Raw genomic sequence first — 19,651 nt, forward strand, 5'->3', positions numbered from 1 at the left:
CATGGAAGCGGAAGCAGCAAAGTTCATCGGTGCAGGCCTGGCTTGCTTTGGTATGGCCGGTACGGCTCTCGGCCTCGGCAATATCTTCGGCAGCTACCTCTCCGGCGCTCTGCGCAATCCGTCTGCAGCTGACAGCCAGTTCGGCCGTCTGGTATTCGGCTTCGCCGTTACGGAAGCTCTGGGCATCTTCTCGCTGCTCGTTGCTCTCCTTCTGCTCTTCGCCGTCTAATATCGGTGGATTGATGGATCACGGCCTGCGAACAGCGAGCCGTGATCCTTTGCATTTGCAGTACACCTGGAGGTGAGCATGTACTTTGTGACCCCGGCCTACGCTGAAGAGGCACCGGCGGGAACCGCGACGGATGCGCATGCCGCTCCGGCTGCCGGCGAGGTTCATACCGAGACCGGCGTCGCCGAAGGCGAGCACGCGCGTGGGCCTTTCCCGCCTTTCGATTCGTCGACCTATGCATCCCAGCTTCTGTGGCTGGTGATCACGTTTGTCATTTTCTACCTGCTCATGCAAAAGGTCATCGCACCGCGCATCGGCGCCATCATCGAGCAGCGTCACAACCGCATTTCGCAGGATGTCGAGGAGGCCGGCCGCCTGAAGGCTGAAGCCGACGCCGCCGTCGCAACCTATGAAGGCGAACTTGCCGCTGCCCGCGCCAAGGCGAATTCGATCGGCACTGCCGCTCGTGATGCCGCCAAGGTCAAGGCCGAGGAAGACCGCCGCGCCGTTGAGGCAAGCCTGACCGAAAAGCTGAAGGCTGCCGAGGCCCGCATTGCCGATGTGAAGGCAAAGGCTTTCGCCGATGTCGGCGCCATCGCCGAGGAAACCGCGTCTGCTGTGGTCGAACAGCTTATCGGCGGTTCCGCTGCCAAGACTGACGTTGCCGCTGCCGTCGCAGCAGCCGAGAAGGAGGCTTGATCGATGGAATTTGCTCTTGATGCAACTTTCTTCGCCCTCGTCGGCCTCGTTATCTTCCTGGCCCTGATGGTTTACCTGAAGGTTCCGGGCATGATGGCAAAGTCGCTGGACGACCGTGCCGATCAGATCCGCAACGAGTTGGCAGAAGCCAAGCGTCTGCGCGAGGAAGCCCAGCACCTGCTCGCCGAATATCAGCGCAAGCGCAAGGAAGCTGAAGCCGAAGCTGCCCACATCGTGGCGGCTGCCGAGCGCGAAGCCGAAATGCTGACCGCTGAAGCCAAGAAGAAGACGGAAGAATTCGTCGCCAACCGCACGGCTCTTTCCGAGCAGAAGATCAAGCAGGCCGAAGTCGATGCGATGAAGGCCGTTCGCTCTGCCGCAGTCGATCTCGCCATCGCAGCAGCCGAAGCCGTTATCGGTAAACAGGCCGATGGCAAGGTTCAGTCCGAACTCTTCGGTCAGGCCGTCGGCGAAGTGAAGACCCGCCTGAACTGAGCTGCAGCTCGATAGTATTGGAAAAGCCCCGCTTCGGCGGGGCTTTTTGTTTTTATTTGTGTTGGTTGTCTGGCTTGATGCGCGTGCCGGCGATGGCGGTTTCACACGAGCGGGCGGTCTTGAGATGCGAGTCACGACCGCGGCTACTCGCCAAGCATCTCGCCGTTCGCTTCGATCTCTACGCCATCCTTGCGCAGCGGCCGGAAGGTCATCCGGTGCAGCGAGCAAGGGCCATGCTTCTCGATACCGGAGCGATGCTGCGCGGTGCCATATCCCGCATGGGCGGCAAAACCATATTCGGGAAATACAAGATGTGCGCGCGCCATCATCCGGTCGCGCGTCACCTTCGCCACGATGGACGCGGCGGCGATCGAAACGGATCGGGCGTCGCCCTTCACCACAGCCTGCCCGGGGCAGTCGAGCCCGACAGGCACATCGAGCCCATCCGTCAGCACATAACTTGCCGGTACGGAAAGGCCGCAGATCGCGCGACGCATGGCGTCGAGACTTGCCTTGCGGATATCGGTTTCGTCGATGCGGGTGGAGCTGGAAGAGGCGATTGAAACCGTGGCGGTTGCAAGAATTTGGACGAACAGCTCCTCGCGCTTCTGCGCCGAAAGCTGTTTGGAATCGTTGAGACCTTCAGGAATGCGCTTGGGATCGAGGATCACGGCCGCAGCAACGACAGGGCCTGCCAGTGGTCCGCGTCCGGCCTCATCGGCGCCCGCGACGGGCCAGTGGCCGGCCTTGCGAGCCTTCAGCTCCAGCCGGAAATCCGGCACGAGGGGGACCTCTTCAAAGAGCAGAGGAGAATCGGGTGACGTGCGACGTTTCATGCGGTTGAACCTCGCACGCCAACCCGATTTCCTGCAAGCCCCCGGATCAGGGCGGCGACGGCCGGGGGCAGTCCGGCAGATGGTGCGGTCAGGGCCATCCGCAGGAATTGCGCAGGACAGAAGACGCAGGGCAGGTCTTCTTCACGTCTTGCGCAAGCTCACAAACAATTCCAGCAAAAGTGCGTAGCGGTTTCACGTCCGGAATTGCGTAAACAAACAAAGCAATTCCAGCAAAAGTGCATCGCGGTTTTGCGTTTTCGGAATTGCACGAAAATATCCAGTCACAGCAAAGAAAGTTGCACGCCGCTTCCATTCGGTGGCACGAAGAGATCGTCGCGCAAGGCAAGGCTTCGACGGGTCAACTCCAGCCGCTTCGCCGCCATCTCGAAGCGCCGGGCAATCTGCCACGCGTAGGGTCCGGCGCCTTTCATGCGCTTGCCGAACTCGGCGTCATAATCCTTGCCGCCACGCATAGAACGTACCAGCGACATGACATGACGGTAGCGGTCAGGATAGTTCTGCAGCAGCCAGTCGCGGAACAGGGGGCTTACTTCCAATGGCAGCCGCAGCAATACATAACTCGCTTCTTCCGCTCCTGCCGTTTTGGCGGCATCAAGAATGCGTTCCAGCTCATGATCGTTGAGCGCGGGGATGATTGGCGCGGCCATCACGGACGTACGCACACCGGCCTCGGAAAGCCCGCGGATCGCCTCCAGCCTGCGCGTCGGCGTCGAGGCTCGGGGCTCCATGAGGCGCGCAAGCTTGCGGTCGAGCGTCGTGACCGAAATGCCGACGCGCACGATGTTCTTCGCCGCCATCTCCGTGAGGATATCGAGATCGCGCAGGATCATCGCTGACTTGGTGACGATCGCAACGGGATGGTTCGCCTTGTTCAACACTTCGAGGATCTGCCGCATGATGCGCCATTCCTTCTCGATCGGCTGGTAGGGATCGGTGTTGGTGCCGATCGCGATGACGCGGACCTTGTAGCCGGGTTTGGCAAGCTCGCGCTCCAGGAGCTTCGGTGCGTCCGGCTTGGCGAAGAGCTTGCTCTCGAAATCCAGTCCCGCCGACAGGCCCATATAGGCATGGGTCGGCCGGGCAAAGCAGTAGATGCAGCCATGCTCGCAGCCTCGATAGGGATTGATCGACCTGTCGAAGGAAAGATCGGGAGACTCGTTGCGGGTAATCGCCGTGCGTGGCTTCTCGATCTGGACATCCGTCTTGAAGGGGGGCAGTTCCTCGAGCGTCTGCCAGCCATCATCGAAGGCCTCGCGCTGTGTCGGCTCGAAGCGGCCGGTGGGGTTCAGCCCCGCACCGCGACCGCGTCGCCGGTCGACTTCGACGCGCAGCCCCGAGGCCGCGATCATCGCGTCGGCAATATCTGCCTTATTGGCAGGCGCAAATGCGGTCTGCCCTGCAAGGGACTGTGGTCTCATCGGATTCTCCAGCGGCGAAAAACGTTCGATTTCGCTCGTTTTGATGATTATATTCCTATCGGCAAAAAGAGAACAATGCAAGAACAAAATAAGGAAAGTCACGCTGGCAAAATTTTGTGCGGCGCTCTATAAACAGGCAATGTTGACTGTTGTTCTTGAATGCCAGGATCAGGAACCTGAGCTGGCCCAGACCCTATCGGTATTGGTGGCGGGCGCCGTGGAAGGCCTCGTCAGTGACGTGGTCGTGCTTGATCACGGCTCCCGCGATGGCACATCGCGAGTGGCGGACGCTGCCGGCTGCCGGTTCCATTCGCAGTGGGATATCAAGGACATCATCCGATCGGCCCGTGGCGAATGGCTGCTTTTCGTCGAGCCGGGCGCAAGACCGCAGGCGGGCTGGATCGACGAAGTTTCGGAATATGTCGCCTTGAACAAGGTCCCTGCGCGCTTCACTGCCTCGCGCGGCTATCGACGTCCCTTCTTCCAGCGCGTCGGTCGTTCAAGGCCGCCGCTCGAACTCGGCTTGCTCATGCCGAAGAAGCTTGCCATTTCAGCGGCAAAGAGCGGCATGCGCTTGACCGAATTCGTCAAGGCACAGAAGCCACGTCAGCTTTCCAGCGAATTGATTCCCTCCTGGGTCGCCCGTGCCGCGCGGTAGCTACGGCACTTCCGCGATATCGCGCAAAAATGGCGGGCGATCGAATTTTGCGCTATAATTGGAGCATGGCGCCGCCGAAGCGCCTCGCTTCGTAACGGATGGCCATGAGATGCCGGTGAGCGGCAGAGCAGGTCAACGAAAATCTCCTCTTCTGCCGGGCTTCCGGCGAAAGGAGGTGCGTCATGCTACGCAATATGGTCCACGGCCTGCTGGCCGCCATACTGACGACATCGCTGATCGCGCATCCGCATCCGGCAGCATCGCAGATGATGCGCAGTTGCGCAGGCCGATCCGAGATCGTCAAATTTCTGGACAGCAACTTTGGTGAAAAGCTCACCGCAGTCGGGTTGATCAATCAGAACGCCATTCTCGAGGTCTATGCCGCCGAAAGCGGCACCTGGACGCTCCTCGTCACGGATGTTCATGGCATAAGCTGCGTGCTGTTGTCAGGCGACAGCTGGGAAACGATGCCCGCCCTGCCGGGTCTGGCAACATAGAGGACATCGCTGTCGCAGCCGGTCTATTTCGTCGCGCCGCGCTTCAGATGTTCGTCGAGCCGCGGCATGATCTCCACGAAATTGCAGGGCATCTGCCGGTAGTCGAGCTGCGCCTTCAATATACCGTCCCAGGCATCCTTACAGGCGCCGGGCGAGCCCGGCAGCACGAAGATGAAGGTGGCGTTGGCAACACCTGCCGTAGCGCGCGACTGGATCGTCGAGGTTCCGATCTTGTCGTAGGAAATCCGGTGGAACACGGCTGAAAATCCATCCATCCGCTTTTCGAAGAGCGGTTCCAGCGCATCGGGCGTCACGTCACGGCCGGTAAAACCGGTCCCGCCCGTGGTGATGACGACGTCGATTTCCTTGGCTTCCGTCCAGGCACGCACGCGGGCGGTGATCCTCTCGCGGTCGTCGGGAACGATATCGCGGTCGATCAGCTGATGTCCGGCTTCCGCAATTCGTGCCGCCAGCGTGTCGCCGGATTTGTCATCGGCCGGCGTACGCGTATCCGAAACAGTCAGAACCGCTATGCCGAGCGGAATAAAAGGTCGTTTTTCGTCCAGGCCTGCCATCACGCGCCTCCCGCGAAAGTCTCCGTCGCCTGGAAATACCAGTCCGGGCGCGCGGCGTGAAGACGCTCGGCGGCACGCAGCGCGGCAACGGGCGTCTCGAAAATGCCGAAGCAGGTCGCACCAGAGCCGGACATGCGGGTGAAAAGCGCGCCTTCTGCAGCGAGCATGCCCGAAATCTCGGCAATTTCGGGAACCAGCTCCCGCGCCGGCGGCTCAAGATCATTGCGTGTCGCTCGTATGGCTTCCATCCAGTGCGACGACTTTTTCAGGACCAGGCGAGGATTATTCTTGATGACAAGCCGCCGGAAGATCTCGGGCGTGGAAACGCCTTTCAGCGGATTGGCGAGCACCACAGCGAAGGAGGGCAGGGCATCGGCCGTCTCTATCTGTTCGCCGATGCCGCGTGCAATCAGCGGCGTGCTTTTCAGGCACATCGGCACGTCGGCTCCAAGCGCTAGGGCGAGGGCAGCAATGGTTTCTGTCGGAAGCGGCACGTCCCACAGGCGGATAAGCCCGCGCAGTGTCGCTGCTGCATCGGCAGACCCGCCACCGATGCCGGAAGCGATCGGCAGGTTCTTCTCCAGATGAATGCGCACAGGTGGAGCACCACCCGCCGCTTCCCGCAGCAGGTCGCGGGCCTTCAACACCAGATTGGTGCCGGGGTCATCGGCAAGCACGTCGGCGAACTGGCCGGAAAGCGTGAAGTCATCGGCATCGGCTGGGGAAAACCCCAACCGATCGCCGTGGCGCGCAAACGTCACCAGCATTTCAAGAAGGTGATAGCCGTCGGCCCTCTGGCCCGTCACATGAAGGGCAAGATTGATTTTTGCGCAGGCATCTTCAGCAACGGCGAAATCGCCGAGCCCGGAAAGCAGCATGCCCGTTTCAGGCATGCTGCCTCAGGATTTCTTGTCGACCGGCGGCGGCGTCGCCGGCGGAGGGTCAGGCTGCTTCTTGTCGGCCGCCTTGGCATCATCGTCCTGCGCCGGCAAGCCGTTTGCGACCTTATCCTTGATCTTCGGGATCTGGGCTTCCTCGGGTTCGGAGGCGAGTGCCCGGTTCCACTGATAGACAGCTTCCAGCTTGCGGCCCACGCGCCAGTAGGCGTCGCCGAGATGGTCGTTGATTGTCGCGTCGCCAGCCTTGATCTGCGCTGCACGTTCCAATTCGTCGACGGCATCGTTGTAACGGCTGAGGCGGAAATAGGCCCAGCCGAGCGAATCGATGATGTAGCCGTCGTCAGGACGGAGCTCGACGGCCTTCTTGATCATCTCAAGGCCCTCGTCGAGGTTGCGGTTCATGTCGATCCAGGAATAGCCGAGATAGTTTAGAACCTGCGGCTGGTTCGGATTGAGGTCGAGCGCCTTGCGGAAGTTAGGTTCCGCCTGGTCCCACTTCTTCAGCCGCTCATAAGCGATGCCGCGCTGGAAGAAGACGCTCCAGTCTGCGCGGCCTGGCAGCGGCCCGATCACCTCGACAGCCTTGTCGTAATTATCGGCCATCGCCTGATAATCCTTGGCGTCGGAAAGCACGCTGCCATAGGCGAGATAGCTTCTGACGTCCTGCGGGTCTGAAGCGATCAGCGCCTGCAGGTGCTTGCGGGCTTCATCCACTTTGCCGCCCTGCGCGAGCGCGAGGCCCAGCTGCAGTTCGGAAATGCGGCGCATCGGCGAATTTGCCGGCACCTTCTGGTAAAGCGCAATGGCCCGGTCCATCTGTTCCTGCTTTTCGGCAATGCCGCCGAGCAGAACCAGCGTGTCGGCGCTGTTCGGATCGAGCGCATTGGCCGTCTGCAGATAGAGCGAGACGATATCTTCGGCACCGTCGCGGTTCAGCGCGCCGCCGACTGAAAACAGCACGCCGGCTGCACCTTCTTCTGCACTCTTGACCTGCTGTTCCTGCTTCTCGCCCTTTTCGATACTGTCGCGCAGTGCGTTCAGCGGCGTATAGTTAGGCAGCAGGTTGTCGCCGACCGACACAGCGTCGAGCGCCTTCTGCTTGTTGCCCTGCGAAGCTTCGAGGCGTGCGAGTGCCATGATGGCGCGCATGAAAGTGTCGGGTGCAGTTGCGCCGCCTTCCTTGTCCAGTACGGCATCATTGAGATGCTGGCGGGCGGATTTGACGTCGCCGTTGACGATCGCGATAGCGCCCGCATTGTAGTTCTGGAAGATGCGGACCCAATCCGGGCCCTTCATCTTCTCGACCATCGCAAGCCCTTCCTTGCCTCGGCCGGCGCCGACGCGCGCCCAGGCCAGCAGCAGGTCGTTCATCATGCGGTCGAGATCGTTCGGCCCGTCATATTTCAGGATCGATTCTGCAGATTTGAACTCGCCACGGCGCATCGCATCCATGCCGCGCACGATCGTGGTGATACGCTCGACGGTCGGGTCACCCTTCAGGTCGTTCGCATATTTCACGCCGTCCTTGATGTCGCCGTTCAACAGCAGCGAGATCATCAGGCGCTGGCGGATTTCCGGGTTGCCCGGCTCGATCTGCAAGGCTTTCTTGTAGAGCTCGATCGCCGTCGGATAGTCGTGGTCCACATCGGCCGTGCGGGCAGCGAGAAACGCGCCCGAGAACGTGGTAACGCTGTCCGGATCAAAGGTCACGGTCTTGCCGGCATCATCCGCCTTGGCCGCGTCTTCGGCGTTCACGCCGCCGATCCCGCCGAGCGAAAGCACTGCCGCGAGGGCTGCGCTCGAAAGGAGACGGGTGACAAATCTCTGCCGCATTAGAAAACCTTTCTTCAGGGACGGCCGGAACAACGTGCCGACCGCAAAATCAGTTGCAAACACTGATTCACAACAGGATGGCTTTTTTGAAGCGGCCCTGCAAGAAATTCAGCCCGCGTTCAAGGACGTTTGATCAAAGCCCGCCGCGCCAAAGCGACGGCGGCCTTGCGGCAAAGTCATGCTTCTCGTTGAGGCACGCCTCAGTTCACGCGCTCGATGCAGAAATCGATGACTTCTATCAGGGCCGATTTCCAGGGGCTGTCCGGCAGCGGTGCCAGCGCATCGCGTGCGATCGTGCCGTAGTGCACGGCCCGCTGGATCGTGTCGTTGAGCGTGCCGTATTTGGTGATCAGGCCAAGCGCCTTTTCCAGATTGGCATCGCTGCTGTTGCCGCCTTCGATCGCATCGCGCCAGAAGGCGCGCTCGTCCTGCGTGCCGCGGCGATAGGCAAGAATGACCGGAAGCGTGATCTTGCCTTCGCGGAAATCGTCGCCGACATTCTTGCCGAGATCGGCAGCCTTGCCGCCGTAATCCAGCGCGTCGTCAACCAGCTGGAAAGCGAGGCCGAGATTCATGCCGTAGGATTTCAGCGCGTTGCGGTTGGACTTGCTGGTCTCGGCAACGATCGGGCCGACTTCGGCGGCAGCCGCAAAGAGGGCTGCGGTCTTGGCACGAATGACCGAGAGGTAGTCATCCTCGGTCGTTTCCATGTTCTTGGCGACCGAAAGCTGCAGCACTTCGCCCTCGGCGATGACGCAGGCGGCCGACGAAAGCACGTCCAGCGCTTCCAGCGAGCCGACTTCGACCATCATGCGGAAGGCCTGGCCGAGCAGGAAGTCGCCGACAAGGACGCTTGCCTGATTGCCCCAGATCGTACGCGCGGTCGACTTGCCGCGACGCAGGTCGCTTTCGTCCACCACGTCGTCATGCAGCAGCGTTGCCGTATGCATGAACTCGACTGATGTGGCGAGCTTGATGTGATTCTCGCCCCTGTAGCCGAAAAGCGAGGCTGCAGCGAGCGTCAGCATCGGCCGCAGGCGCTTGCCGCCCGAAGAGATGAGATGGTTCGCCACCTCCGGAATCATCTGGACATCGGAGCCAGCCTTGGAAAGGATAAGCTGGTTCACCCGCTCCATGTCAGCCTTGGTGAGGTCCACCAGCGGCTTGATGGAAGCCAGTTTGTTTTTGTTTTCTTCAAGCGGTATGACCACGCCCAACGACCCGGACTCCTGTTCATTCGTTGCCTTTGACAATAGAAAGGGGCGATGGAGGCGGCAAGGGGTGAATTGTCGCTGTCAGCAAATTCGGAAGGGAAAATAACGGCAAATGCATGAGCTTATCCGCGCGAACGATCCCGTTCTGCTCTCTTTTGCCGAGAGCCTCATGAAGGATGCGGGAATTGCGTGCTTCATTGCCGATCAGGGCATGAGCGTGCTCGAGGGATCGCTCGGCATGCTGCCGCGCCGCCTCCTGGTTGACGAGACGATGGCCGATCAGGCCCGGCGCATCCTCATCGATGCGGGTCTCGGCGGCGAATTGCGCGAGCGGAAGTGAGAGATGACGCAGGCGATGACTGACACGGTAGACGCCTTTCATCGCGGCCTTTTTCATATTGTTCAGCCGAAGGGCAGGGGCCATCGTGCCGGCATGGACGCCATGCTGCTCGCTGCTCTTATTGCCGATGATCGCGCGATCAAGGTGGCCGATCTCGGTGCCGGAGCGGGTGCAGCCGGCCTTGCCGTCGCCTCGCGCCTTGCAAAGGCCGAGGTCGTACTCTTCGAGCGATCGGCGGAGATGGCTGACTACGCCCGCCGCAGCATCGAACTGCCTGGCAACGCCCATATGGCGGGCCGCGTCTCGGTCGTCGAGGCCGATGTCACGCTGACGGCCAGGGCGCGAAACGACGCAGGTCTCATCGACGAAAGCTTCGATCACGTTATTATGAACCCGCCGTTCAACGATGCCGGCGACCGCAGGACGCCGGATGCGCTGAAGGCCGAAGCCCATGCCATGACGGACGACCTGTTCGAAAGCTGGATCCGAACGGCCGGGGCCATCATGACACCGGGCGGACAACTGTCGCTGATCGCAAGGCCGCAATCGATCGCCGAGATCATCGACGCCTGCGGCAGACGCTTCGGCGGCATCGAGATCACTGCCGTTCATCCGCGTGAAGGAGAAAACGCCGTCCGCATCCTGGTGACCGCGATCAAGGGCTCACGGGCAAGGCTTTCCCTGCGCGCGCCTCTCGTCATGCACGAAGAGGGGAGCCACAAGTTCTCCCCTCTCGTCGATGATTTCAACAATGGCCGCGCGGCCTATGGCAGGCTCTGAAGCAATTCCAGGAAGACTGTGCCGCGGTTTCCGTTCGCAATTGCGTAAGGAACCAGTTCAGGAATTGCCACAGAACAAGTTTAGCCACCGGTCACGAAGTCGAGGAGCAACTTGACGTTCAGACCGGCGATCACGACAGCGATCACATAGGCGACGGCGCTCAGCCACTTCGGTGCCACCAATTCCCCCATCTTCGCCTTGCTGGCCGTGAACATGACGAGCGGGAAGACGGCGAAGGAAAGCTGCAGGCTGAGCACCACCTGCGTCAGGATCAGAAGTTCTGCAGTGCCCTGATCGCCGTACCAGATCGTCACGAAAGCGGCGGGAACGATGGCGATGGCGCGGGTGATCAGGCGGCGCACCCATGGCTTCAGCCGGATTTTCAGGAAGCCTTCCATGACGATCTGCCCGGCAAGCGTGGCGGTGACCGTGGAATTCAGGCCGCAGCAGAGCAGCGCGATGCCGAAGAGCGTCGGCGCAATCGCAAGACCGAGCAGCGGCGACAGCAGCGAATGCGCTTCACCGAGTTCCACCACATCCGTCTTGCCATTGGCATTGAAGGCGGCTGCGGCAAGGATCAGGATCGAGGCGTTGATCAGGAGCGCGAAGCAGAGAGCCACGGTGGAGTCGAGGGTCGCAAAGGTCAGCGCTTCCTTCTTTTCCGGCACTGTATGGCCGTAGGAGCGCGTCTGCACGATGCCGGAGTGAAGGTAGAGGTTATGCGGCATCACGGTAGCACCCAGAATGCCGAGCGCCAGATAGAGCATTTCCGGATTGGTGACGACCTCCGTTGTCGGCAGGAAGCCCCTGATGACGGCGCCCCATTGCGGATCGGCAAGGAAGATCTGCACCGCAAAGCAGATTGCGATGACGCCGAGAAGCGTGATGATGAAGGCCTCGATCCACCGGAAGCCGAGCCTTTGCAGGAGAAGGATGACGAAGACGTCGAGCGCGGTGATCACCACGCCGATTTCGAGCGGAATTCCGAAAAGCAGATTGAGGCCGATCGCCGTGCCGATCACTTCGGCAATATCGGTGGCGATGATGGCGATTTCTGCAAAGGCCCAGAGCGGTACGGCGACATAGCTTGGATAGGCGTCGCGACAGGCCTGCGCCAGATCTCGGCCGGAGCCGATGGCAAGACGCGCGCAAAGCGATTGCAGCACGATCGCCATGATGTTCGAAAGCAGTGCGACGGTCAGCAGCGCATAACCGAACTTCGATCCGCCGGCGAGCGAGGTCGCCCAGTTGCCAGGGTCCATGTAGCCGACGGCAACCATGTAGCCAGGGCCGAGGAAAGCGGCCGCGCGCCGCCATGTGGAGCTGTGCCGTCCCGTGCCAACAGTGCGGTAAACGTCGGAGAGCGAGGCTTCCCCGCGCTCGGCTCGCCAGCCGCCCTTTGCGTTCGGATTTATGATGTCCATGCCACTTTTACCCAATTATCCATGCCGGCACTATGCCTGATTAGAATGATAATGCAAGTCATTCGCAACAAGAAAATACGGAGGCAATGTTTTGAGAGCGCAGCCATTGCGTTTGTCACTGCAGCGCATACATGCAATGCCCTTGTAATGTGCATATGCATGCTGGCGTCGCCGATCGTATCGAAGGAAGAGAAATGGCTGGATTTTTGAGAAAGCTGATGCCGAAGCGGTTTCGCAAGGATGGGATCGTCATACCCGTCGTCAAGCTGCAGGGCGCGATCATCAGCGGCGGCGGTCAGTTCCGCCCGACCCTCAATCTCGCCAATGTCGCGCCGGTTCTGGAGAAGGCCTTCTCCGCGAAGGACACGCCGGCTGTTGCCATCTCGATCAATTCGCCGGGCGGTTCGCCTGTCCAGTCTCGCCTTATCTTCGCACGCATCCGTGAGCTGGCGCGCGAAAAGCAGAAGAAGGTGCTGGTCTTCGTGGAAGATGTGGCGGCCTCCGGCGGCTACATGATCGCGCTGGCGGGCGATGAAATCATCGCCGACCCGACCTCCATCGTCGGCTCGATCGGCGTCGTCTCCGGCGGCTTCGGCTTTCCGGAGCTCCTGAAGAAGATCGGCGTCGAACGTCGTGTCTATACGGCAGGCGAAAACAAGGTGATCCTCGATCCCTTCCAGCCCGAGAAGGAAAAGGACATCGAATATCTGAAGAGCCTGCAGCTCGAGATCCATCAGGTCTTCATCTCGATGGTGCGCGAGCGCCGCGCCGGCAAGCTGACGGACGATGCGACAGTTTTCTCCGGCCTCTTCTGGAGCGGCACGCGCGGCCTGGAACTCGGCCTCATCGATGGCCTCGGCGACATGCGCCAGGAACTGAAAAAACGCTATGGCCAGAAAACGAAGCTTCAGCTCGTAACGGCCACCCGTGGCCTGCTCGGTCGCCGTGTTCCCGGCATCTCGCCGGTCTCGCTTGAAGGGGCGGCTTCCGGTCTCGCATCGGGGCTTGTCGAAGCGGCGGAAGAAAGGGCATTGTGGAGCCGCTACGGGCTCTAACGGGAGAAACGAGGGGACATGGCACAGCTAGTTACGTTATTGATCCTCGTCTGCGCGGGCTGGTGGCTTTACCGCCGCTTTGTTTCCGATGCACAGAGGCTTGCTGAAAAATCCCGCCGCGCCGAGAAGGAGCGCCAGACGGGAGCGGTCGGCACGCTGGTGAAGGATCCCGCCACGGGCGAGTATCGCCTGAAACGGGAAGAGGAATAGGCCGAATTGGGTCATGATTGTCGCTGACCGGCCGGCTGTTTGTCGGCTTTATCCGGACACGGCGCAAAAGCCTTGACCCCTGCGGCGCTGCGTGGCACCTGTCGCGCTCATATTCCAAGCAATCGGTATCCTTCCATGCCCGCGACGATTCCAGACCATATGAACCCGAAGCGCTCTTTCCAGGCGCTGATCCTCACCCTGCATAATTACTGGGCGGACAAGGGTTGTGCGGTTCTTCAGCCCTATGACATGGAAGTCGGCGCCGGCACCTTTCACCCGGCCACGACGCTGCGCGCGCTCGGCCCCAAGCCGTGGAAAGCCGCATACGTACAGCCCTCCCGCCGTCCGTCCGACGGCCGCTACGGCGAAAACCCCAACCGTTTGCAGCACTACTACCAGTATCAGGTCATCCTGAAGCCGAACCCGCCGAACCTGCAGGAGCTTTACCTCGGCTCGCTCGCGGCGATCGGCCTCGACCCGCTGCTGCACGACATCCGCTTCGTCGAAGACGATTGGGAAAGCCCGACACTCGGCGCCTGGGGCCTCGGCTGGGAATGTTGGTGCGACGGCATGGAAGTCTCGCAGTTCACCTATTTCCAGCAGATCTGCGGCATCGAATGCTCGCCGGTCGCAGGCGAACTGACCTATGGTCTCGAGCGCCTCGCCATGTATGTTCAGGGCGTCGATAACGTCTACGACCTGAACTTCAACGGCCGCGAGGGCGACGAGAAGATCAGCTACGGCGATGTCTTCCTGCAGGCCGAGCAGGAATATTCCCGCCACAATTTCGAATTCGCCAATACCGAGATGCTGCATCGCCACTTCATCGATGCCGAAAAAGAATGCCAGGCGCTTCTCGCTGCCGGCGCGCCTGGCGACAATGCCAACCAGCGCCTGCATAAATGCGTCTTCCCGGCCTATGACCAGTGCATCAAGGCAAGCCACGTCTTCAACCTGCTCGACGCCCGCGGCGTGATCTCCGTCACCGAGCGCCAGAGTTACATCCTTCGCGTGCGCACGCTGGCCAAGGCCTGCGGCGAAGCGTTCCTGCTGACGGATGCGGGTGGTTTCGAGCTGGTGAACGCCGCGGCTTGAGCTTGCTGCGGCGAGAGCCAAGATCGCGCCCCTCTGACTGTTTGACGATGTCTGTGAAACCTGCGTAGTCTCCCGCAAGACTTGGCTTTCGGGGGGATTCGCGATGTATATCGCTCTTGGCGTCATCGTTCTGATCGCGCTCTACGTCATCTTCATCTATAACGGTCTCGTCCGTTCCCGGCAGATGGCCGAGGAGGCTTGGTCCGGAATCGATGTGCAGCTGAAGCGCCGTGCCGACCTGATCCCGAACCTGATCGAGACCGTCAAGGGATATGCGGCCCACGAAAAGAGCACGCTTGAAGAGGTCGTCGAGCTTCGCAATAAGGCTCAGGCCGTTCCTGCTGGCGATGTTGCCGGCAGGGCGCAGGCGGAAGGTCTGCTCGGGCAGGCGCTTGGCCGGGTGATGGCGCTGGCCGAAGCCTATCCCGATCTCAAGGCCAACCAGAATTTCTCCGAACTCCAGGCCTCGCTGGAAACGATGGAAAGCGAAATCCAGATGGCACGCCGCTATTATAACGGCGCTGCCCGCGATCTGAACGTCAAGGTCGAAAGCTTCCCCTCGAACCTCGTTGCCGGCCAGTTCGGATTCTCCAAGCGCGAATATTTCGAAATCACCAACGAGGCCGATCGCGCCGTACCGTCAGTCAAGTTCTGACCTTTGTCTTTGCCCAAAAACTGCTATGAGCAGTCCGACAAGGCCGCTCGCGGCCGCTGCAAGGGACAGAAGAGACAAGCGCAATGAGTAAAGCCAAGCTCACCATCATCCCGCCGGGCAAGCCGCTCACCGGTCGTGCCGTGGTTCCGGGCTCGAAGTCGATCACTAACCGCGCCCTGCTTTTGGCAGGTCTTGCCAAGGGCACGAGCCGGCTGACCGGCGCGCTGAAGAGCGACGACACGAAATATATGGCCGAAGCGCTGCGGGCCATGGGCGTGCAGATCGAGGAGCCCGACGACACGACCTTTGTCGTTACCGGCAGCGGCGCGCTCCATCAGCCGAAAGCCCCGCTTTTCCTCGGCAACGCAGGCACGGCCACCCGCTTCCTGGCGGCCGCTGTTGCCTCCGTCGACGGCACGGTCGTGGTTGACGGCGATGAGCATATGCGCAAGCGGCCGATCGGCCCGCTCGTCGCGGCGCTGAGGTCGCTGGGCATCGATGCCGAGGCGCCGACAGGCTGCCCGCCGGTGACCGTGCGCGGCAACGGGCATTTTGCCTCCGGTCGCGTCGAGATCGATGCCGGTCTTTCCAGCCAATATGTCTCTGCGCTTCTGATGGCCGCGCCGCTCGCCAAGCAAGGCGCCAACGCGCCCGTTACTATTGCGCTTGCTGGTACCGATATCGGTGCCCGCGGCTACGTGGATTTGACGCTTGCAGCCATGGAGGCCTTCGGTGCCAAGGTCGAACAACTCGATGCCGCGACCTGGCGCGTCGAGCCGACCGGCTACACCGCAACCGATTTCGTCATCGAGCCGGATGCCTCAGCGGCAACATATCTCTGGGCCGCTGAAGTGCTGAGCGGCGGTACGATCGATCTTGGTGTAGCGAACGATGCCTTCACCCAGCCAGATGCCAAGGCCTATGAGACGATCGCCAAGTTCCCGCATCTGCCGGCCGAAATAGACGGCTCGCAGATGCAGGACGCCATCCCGACGATCGCGGTTCTTGCCGCCTTCAACGAGACACCGGTCCGTTTCGTCGGCATTGCCAACCTGCGCGTCAAGGAATGCGACCGTATCCGCGCCCTGTCCACGGGGCTGAACAATATTCGCGAAGGTTTGGCGGTCGAGGAAGGCGATGATCTGATCGTCCATTCCGACCCTGCGCTCGCGGGCCAGACGCTACCGGCCGATATCGACACCTTTGCCGACCATCGCATCGCCATGAGCTTTGCGCTTGCCGGTTTGAAGATCGACGACATTACCATTCTGGACCCTGATTGTGTCGGCAAGACCTTTCCGGCTTACTGGCGTACGCTTGCGGGGCTGGGGGTTGCCTACAAGGACGAGGCCTGAGCTGAGCGAGGGCTGACCGCAATCGGGAGGGGACATGGTCCGGCGGTTTTTCGGCATTTGTTTCGCGCTATTGCTCGCGCTTGCGGCACAGCCAGCGATCGGTGCGGAATTCATCGCGTCCTTCGATTCCGCCATCCAGGTGGAAAAGAGCGGGGCGATGACGGTAACGGAAACGATCACCGTCAATGCCGAAGGCGACCGCATACGGCGAGGCATTTTCCGCGATTTTCCGCTGACGTTCAGGGATGCAAGCGGGCGGCGTCGCAGCGTCGATTTCGGCGTCGTCTCGGTCAAGCGTGACGGCAGGGACGAGCCATGGCATACGGAATCCGTCTCCGGCGGCATCCGCATTTATGCCGGCTCCAAAGATGTCACGATCTCTCCCGGCCGCCACCAATATGTCTTCACCTATCGGACCGACCGTCAGATCCGCTATTTCAACGATCATGACGAACTTTATTGGAACGTCACCGGCAATGGCTGGATATTCCCGATCCGCTCGGCCGTGGCGACGGTCACCTTTCCCCAAGGTGTGACGCCAGAGGATGTGACGTTCTTCACCGGCCCGGTCGGGGCCACGGATAAGAATGCTCGCTCAAGCATCGATGACAACAGGCTGGTTGTCGCGACCACCGCGCCTCTCGGTGAAGGCGAGGGGCTGACCTTTGCCGCAAAGCTGCCGAAGGGGGCGATCGATCCACCGAGTGCCGATCAGGAAAGTTCCTGGTGGTTCACCGATAACCGGGATTATTTCATTGGGTTCGGCGGGCTGATGCTCGTCTTCCTCTATTATACGCGCTCCTGGCTGAAGGTTGGCCGTGATCCGGCGCGTGAGATCGTCGTGCCGCGATGGGATCCACCTTCCGGCATCTCGCCGGCCCTCGTCAACTACATCGACAACAGAGGTTTTTCCGGTCAGGGCTGGACGGCCCTTTCGGCCACGGCTCTCGATCTCGCCGTGCGCGGATACGTCCGGCTCGATGACCTCAAGAACGCCATCGTCATACGCCGCACCGACAAGCCGCTCGGCAAGGAGAAGCTGCAGGCAGGCGAGGCGGATCTCCTGAAAGCCGTGGGCGGCAGCAACGATACGCTGACCATCGACAAGGCCCACGGCGAGAAGGTCAAATCCGTCGGCCAGAGCTTCCGCTCCTCGATCGAACGGGAACACCGCGGCAAATACTACAATTCCAATGCCGGCTATATCACCGGCGGCGTGATCCTGAGTGCTGCGGCTTTGGTGGGCCTCTTCGTCTTCGGTTCGCTGGAACCGGATACGATCGCACTGATGGTTATCCCGATCGGCATTTCCGTCTTCCTGTCCATCTTCGTTGCGGGTTTTACGAAAGCACTGCATCGCGGCGGCTCGCTCGTGAGCAAGATTTTCGCCGTTATTGCCATCGCGATCGCCGTCTTCGTGGGCTTGAGCATTCTATCGAGCGTCGTGCTGGCGCTCGCCTCATCACTGATGGAATTTCACGAAACGCCCATGCTGTTTGCCGTCGGCGGCATCGTGCTCTTCAATATCCTCTATTTCTTCATCATGGGTGCTCCGACACCGCTCGGCGCCAAGATGACGGCCGGCGTGGATGGCCTCAGGCAATATCTGACGCTCGCCGAAAAGGACCGCATGAACATGGCCGGCGCGCCGCAAATGTCGCCGCAGCATTTCGAAACCCTGCTGCCCTACGCGGTGGCGCTCGGTGTCGAAAAGCCGTGGTCGCGGACTTTTGAGTCATGGCTGGCCGCAGCCTCGGCGGGCGCTGCCGCGGCTGCCTATAATCCTGGCTGGTATTCCGGCAACTTCAATAGCGGCAGCTTTTCGGACCGGATTGGCGGCTTCTCGTCATCGATGGCCTCGACCATTGCTTCCACCATTCCGTCCCCACCGCCCTCCAGTTCGTCCTCGGGCTTTTCCGGCGGCGGTTCCTCAGGTGGCGGTGGCGGAGGTGGCGGAGGCGGGGGCTGGTAAGCATTCCCGCTTGACCTTTTTGGCCTTCCCGCTTAACCGCCAGACCAACAGGCCAGGTCAAGAGGCCTGACCGGCAGGAAAGGGATCAGGCATGAAGGTTCTGTTGATCGGATCGGGCGGACGCGAGCACGCACTCGCCTGGAAGCTGGCGCAATCGCCGCTGATGACGGAATTCTATGCCGCCCCGGGCAATCCCGGCATCGCCGAACATGCCACGCTCGTTGCCCTTGATATCGATGACCACGATGCGGTGGTCGCCTTCTGCCGGCAAAAGTCGATCAACTTTATCGTCGTCGGACCGGAAGCCCCATTGGTGTCAGGCATTGCCGATCGGCTGCGTGCCGCGGGCTTTGCGGTCTTCGGCCCGTCTGCGGCGGCGGCTCAACTCGAGGGTTCCAAGGGTTTCACCAAGGATATCTGCGCTCGTTACAACATCCCGACCGGTGCCTATCAACGCTTCAACAATGCTCCGAAGGCCAAGGCCTATATCCGAGAGCAGGGCGCGCCGATCGTCGTCAAGGCCGATGGCCTTGCCGCCGGCAAGGGTGTGACGGTCGCCATGACGCTTGACGAGGCGCTCGCCGCCGTCGACGATTGTTTCGAAGGTGCTTTCGGGCAGGCCGGGGCCGAAGTCGTCGTCGAAGCCTATCTCGATGGCGAGGAGGCGAGCTTCTTCTGCCTGTGCGACGGCAAGAATGCTCTGCCGCTCGCAACCGCGCAGGATCACAAGCGCGTCGGCGAGGGCGACACCGGACCCAACACAGGCGGCATGGGCGCCTATTCGCCCGCGCCTGTCATGACGGCGGATATGACCGAACGCACGATGAAGGAGATCATCGAGCCGACTATCCGCGGTATGGCCGACAGCGGCCATCCCTTCAGCGGTGTCTTCTTCGCTGGCCTGATGATGACCGCCAAGGGGCCGGAACTCATCGAATACAATGTCCGCTTCGGGGATCCCGAATGCCAGGTGCTGATGATGCGATTGAAGAGCGATCTCCTGCCGCTGCTGCTTGCATGCGCTGACGGTACCCTGGACCAGGTCGCGGCCGAATGGACAGACGACCCGGCTCTGACAGTCGTCATGGCCTCGAAAGGCTATCCGGGCTCCTATGAGAAGAACACCCCGATCCTCGCGCTGCCGGCCGCCGGCGAGGGCGAGAAGGTGTTTCATGCCGGCACATCGCTGAAGGACGGTGCTCTGGTGGCAACCGGCGGCCGCGTTCTGAACGTGACCGCGACCGGCCACACGGTTGGTGAGGCCAAGGACCGTGCCTATGCCCTTCTCGACGGCGTGAAATGGGAAAATGGCTTCTGCCGCCGCGATATCGGCTGGCGCGCAGTCGAACGCGAAAAGGCGTAAGCGGGGGCGGACGACGGTCCGTTTCGCT

Annotated in this window: 21 protein-coding genes; 14 read left to right on the forward strand and 7 right to left on the reverse strand. The window is 61.1% G+C overall.

The window, feature by feature from the left end; translation table 11 throughout:
• Position 1 precedes the first annotated feature (1 nt).
• The 3 genes from FHT93_RS14755 (at position 2) to FHT93_RS14765 (ending at position 1,423) form a co-directional block, all read left to right on the forward strand.
• The gene (locus FHT93_RS14755; RefSeq protein ID WP_003588243.1) at positions 2-229 is read left to right on the forward strand and encodes a F0F1 ATP synthase subunit C; all 228 of its coding nucleotides are present in this window, start codon (positions 2-4) and stop codon (positions 227-229) included.
• 78 nt (positions 230-307) lie between these two features.
• Positions 308-928: a F0F1 ATP synthase subunit B gene (locus FHT93_RS14760; RefSeq protein ID WP_113014697.1), complete on the forward strand. Its 621-nt coding sequence runs from the start codon at positions 308-310 to the stop codon at positions 926-928.
• Positions 929-931: 3 nt separating this feature from the next.
• Positions 932-1,423, forward strand: coding sequence for a F0F1 ATP synthase subunit B (locus FHT93_RS14765; RefSeq protein WP_112541392.1), 492 nt, complete (start codon positions 932-934; stop codon positions 1,421-1,423).
• 143 nt (positions 1,424-1,566) lie between these two features.
• Here the strand turns inward: FHT93_RS14765 and FHT93_RS14770 are convergent, their stop codons facing one another.
• Both FHT93_RS14770 and FHT93_RS14775 read right to left on the reverse strand, forming a co-directional pair.
• Positions 1,567-2,259 carry a ribonuclease HII gene (locus FHT93_RS14770; protein ID WP_112541391.1) on the reverse strand — a complete coding sequence of 231 codons (693 nt, stop codon included), beginning with the start codon at positions 2,257-2,259 and terminating at the stop codon, positions 1,567-1,569.
• A gap of 281 nt (positions 2,260-2,540) precedes the next feature.
• Positions 2,541-3,698 carry a PA0069 family radical SAM protein gene (locus FHT93_RS14775; protein WP_113115803.1) on the reverse strand — a complete coding sequence of 386 codons (1,158 nt, stop codon included), beginning with the start codon at positions 3,696-3,698 and terminating at the stop codon, positions 2,541-2,543.
• 139 nt (positions 3,699-3,837) lie between these two features.
• Between FHT93_RS14775 and FHT93_RS14780 the strand changes: the two genes are divergently transcribed.
• Positions 3,838-4,356 (forward strand): glycosyl transferase, encoded by a 519-nt coding sequence (locus tag FHT93_RS14780; RefSeq protein ID WP_112972513.1) that lies wholly within the window; start codon positions 3,838-3,840, stop codon positions 4,354-4,356.
• Positions 4,357-4,538: 182 nt separating this feature from the next.
• Positions 4,539-4,853, forward strand: a complete 315-nt coding sequence (locus tag FHT93_RS14785) for a hypothetical protein (protein WP_113014694.1) — start codon at positions 4,539-4,541, stop codon at positions 4,851-4,853.
• A gap of 23 nt (positions 4,854-4,876) precedes the next feature.
• Here FHT93_RS14785 and moaB read toward each other — a convergent pair whose 3' ends face one another.
• From moaB to FHT93_RS14805, 4 genes are all read right to left on the reverse strand, one after another.
• The gene (gene moaB / locus FHT93_RS14790; RefSeq protein WP_112972474.1) at positions 4,877-5,428 is read right to left on the reverse strand and encodes a molybdenum cofactor biosynthesis protein B; all 552 of its coding nucleotides are present in this window, start codon (positions 5,426-5,428) and stop codon (positions 4,877-4,879) included.
• Complete coding sequence (locus FHT93_RS14795; RefSeq protein ID WP_183848126.1) at positions 5,428-6,321, reverse strand: 4-(cytidine 5'-diphospho)-2-C-methyl-D-erythritol kinase; 894 nt, start codon at positions 6,319-6,321, stop codon at positions 5,428-5,430. The genes moaB and FHT93_RS14795 overlap by 1 nt, the downstream gene beginning before the upstream one ends.
• A gap of 6 nt (positions 6,322-6,327) precedes the next feature.
• On the reverse strand, positions 6,328-8,160 hold the full coding sequence (locus tag FHT93_RS14800) for a tetratricopeptide repeat protein (protein WP_113014692.1): 1,833 nt from the start codon (positions 8,158-8,160) through the stop codon (positions 6,328-6,330).
• A 200-nt stretch (positions 8,161-8,360) separates the two neighbouring features.
• The gene (locus FHT93_RS14805; RefSeq protein WP_007814299.1) at positions 8,361-9,377 is read right to left on the reverse strand and encodes a polyprenyl synthetase family protein; all 1,017 of its coding nucleotides are present in this window, start codon (positions 9,375-9,377) and stop codon (positions 8,361-8,363) included.
• A 109-nt stretch (positions 9,378-9,486) separates the two neighbouring features.
• Here FHT93_RS14805 and FHT93_RS14810 point away from each other — a divergent pair, with 109 nt between their 5' ends.
• Complete coding sequence (locus FHT93_RS14810) at positions 9,487-9,714, forward strand: DUF2007 domain-containing protein (protein WP_113014691.1); 228 nt, start codon at positions 9,487-9,489, stop codon at positions 9,712-9,714.
• Positions 9,715-9,717: 3 nt separating this feature from the next.
• Positions 9,718-10,494 carry a methyltransferase gene (locus FHT93_RS14815; RefSeq protein WP_183848128.1) on the forward strand — a complete coding sequence of 259 codons (777 nt, stop codon included), beginning with the start codon at positions 9,718-9,720 and terminating at the stop codon, positions 10,492-10,494.
• Between the two features lie 80 nt (positions 10,495-10,574).
• On the opposite strand, the gene FHT93_RS14820 is transcribed toward FHT93_RS14815, so the two are convergent.
• On the reverse strand, positions 10,575-11,918 hold the full coding sequence (locus FHT93_RS14820) for an Nramp family divalent metal transporter (RefSeq protein ID WP_183848130.1): 1,344 nt from the start codon (positions 11,916-11,918) through the stop codon (positions 10,575-10,577).
• Between the two features lie 194 nt (positions 11,919-12,112).
• Between FHT93_RS14820 and FHT93_RS14825 the strand changes: the two genes are divergently transcribed.
• The 7 genes from FHT93_RS14825 to purD all read left to right on the forward strand — a co-directional run bounded on the left by FHT93_RS14825 (position 12,113) and on the right by purD (position 19,623).
• Positions 12,113-12,973, forward strand: a complete 861-nt coding sequence (locus tag FHT93_RS14825; protein ID WP_183848132.1) for a S49 family peptidase — start codon at positions 12,113-12,115, stop codon at positions 12,971-12,973.
• A gap of 18 nt (positions 12,974-12,991) precedes the next feature.
• A complete protein-coding gene (locus FHT93_RS14830) occupies positions 12,992-13,183 on the forward strand; it encodes a hypothetical protein (protein WP_112541381.1) in 192 nt (63 codons plus the stop codon).
• Positions 13,184-13,318: 135 nt separating this feature from the next.
• Positions 13,319-14,278: a glycine--tRNA ligase subunit alpha gene (locus FHT93_RS14835; RefSeq protein ID WP_112972467.1), complete on the forward strand. Its 960-nt coding sequence runs from the start codon at positions 13,319-13,321 to the stop codon at positions 14,276-14,278.
• 103 nt (positions 14,279-14,381) lie between these two features.
• A complete protein-coding gene (locus FHT93_RS14840) occupies positions 14,382-14,933 on the forward strand; it encodes a LemA family protein (protein ID WP_112972466.1) in 552 nt (183 codons plus the stop codon).
• 83 nt (positions 14,934-15,016) lie between these two features.
• The gene (gene aroA / locus FHT93_RS14845; RefSeq protein WP_183848134.1) at positions 15,017-16,288 is read left to right on the forward strand and encodes a 3-phosphoshikimate 1-carboxyvinyltransferase; all 1,272 of its coding nucleotides are present in this window, start codon (positions 15,017-15,019) and stop codon (positions 16,286-16,288) included.
• A 34-nt stretch (positions 16,289-16,322) separates the two neighbouring features.
• Positions 16,323-18,260, forward strand: a complete 1,938-nt coding sequence (locus FHT93_RS14850) for a DUF2207 domain-containing protein (RefSeq protein ID WP_183848136.1) — start codon at positions 16,323-16,325, stop codon at positions 18,258-18,260.
• A 91-nt stretch (positions 18,261-18,351) separates the two neighbouring features.
• Positions 18,352-19,623 carry a phosphoribosylamine--glycine ligase gene (gene purD, locus FHT93_RS14855; RefSeq protein WP_183848137.1) on the forward strand — a complete coding sequence of 424 codons (1,272 nt, stop codon included), beginning with the start codon at positions 18,352-18,354 and terminating at the stop codon, positions 19,621-19,623.
• Positions 19,624-19,651 lie beyond the last annotated feature (28 nt).

The sequence above is a fragment of the Rhizobium sp. BK379 genome (genome assembly GCF_014193955.1).
In the GTDB taxonomy this organism is placed as follows: Bacteria; Pseudomonadota; Alphaproteobacteria; order Rhizobiales; family Rhizobiaceae; genus Rhizobium.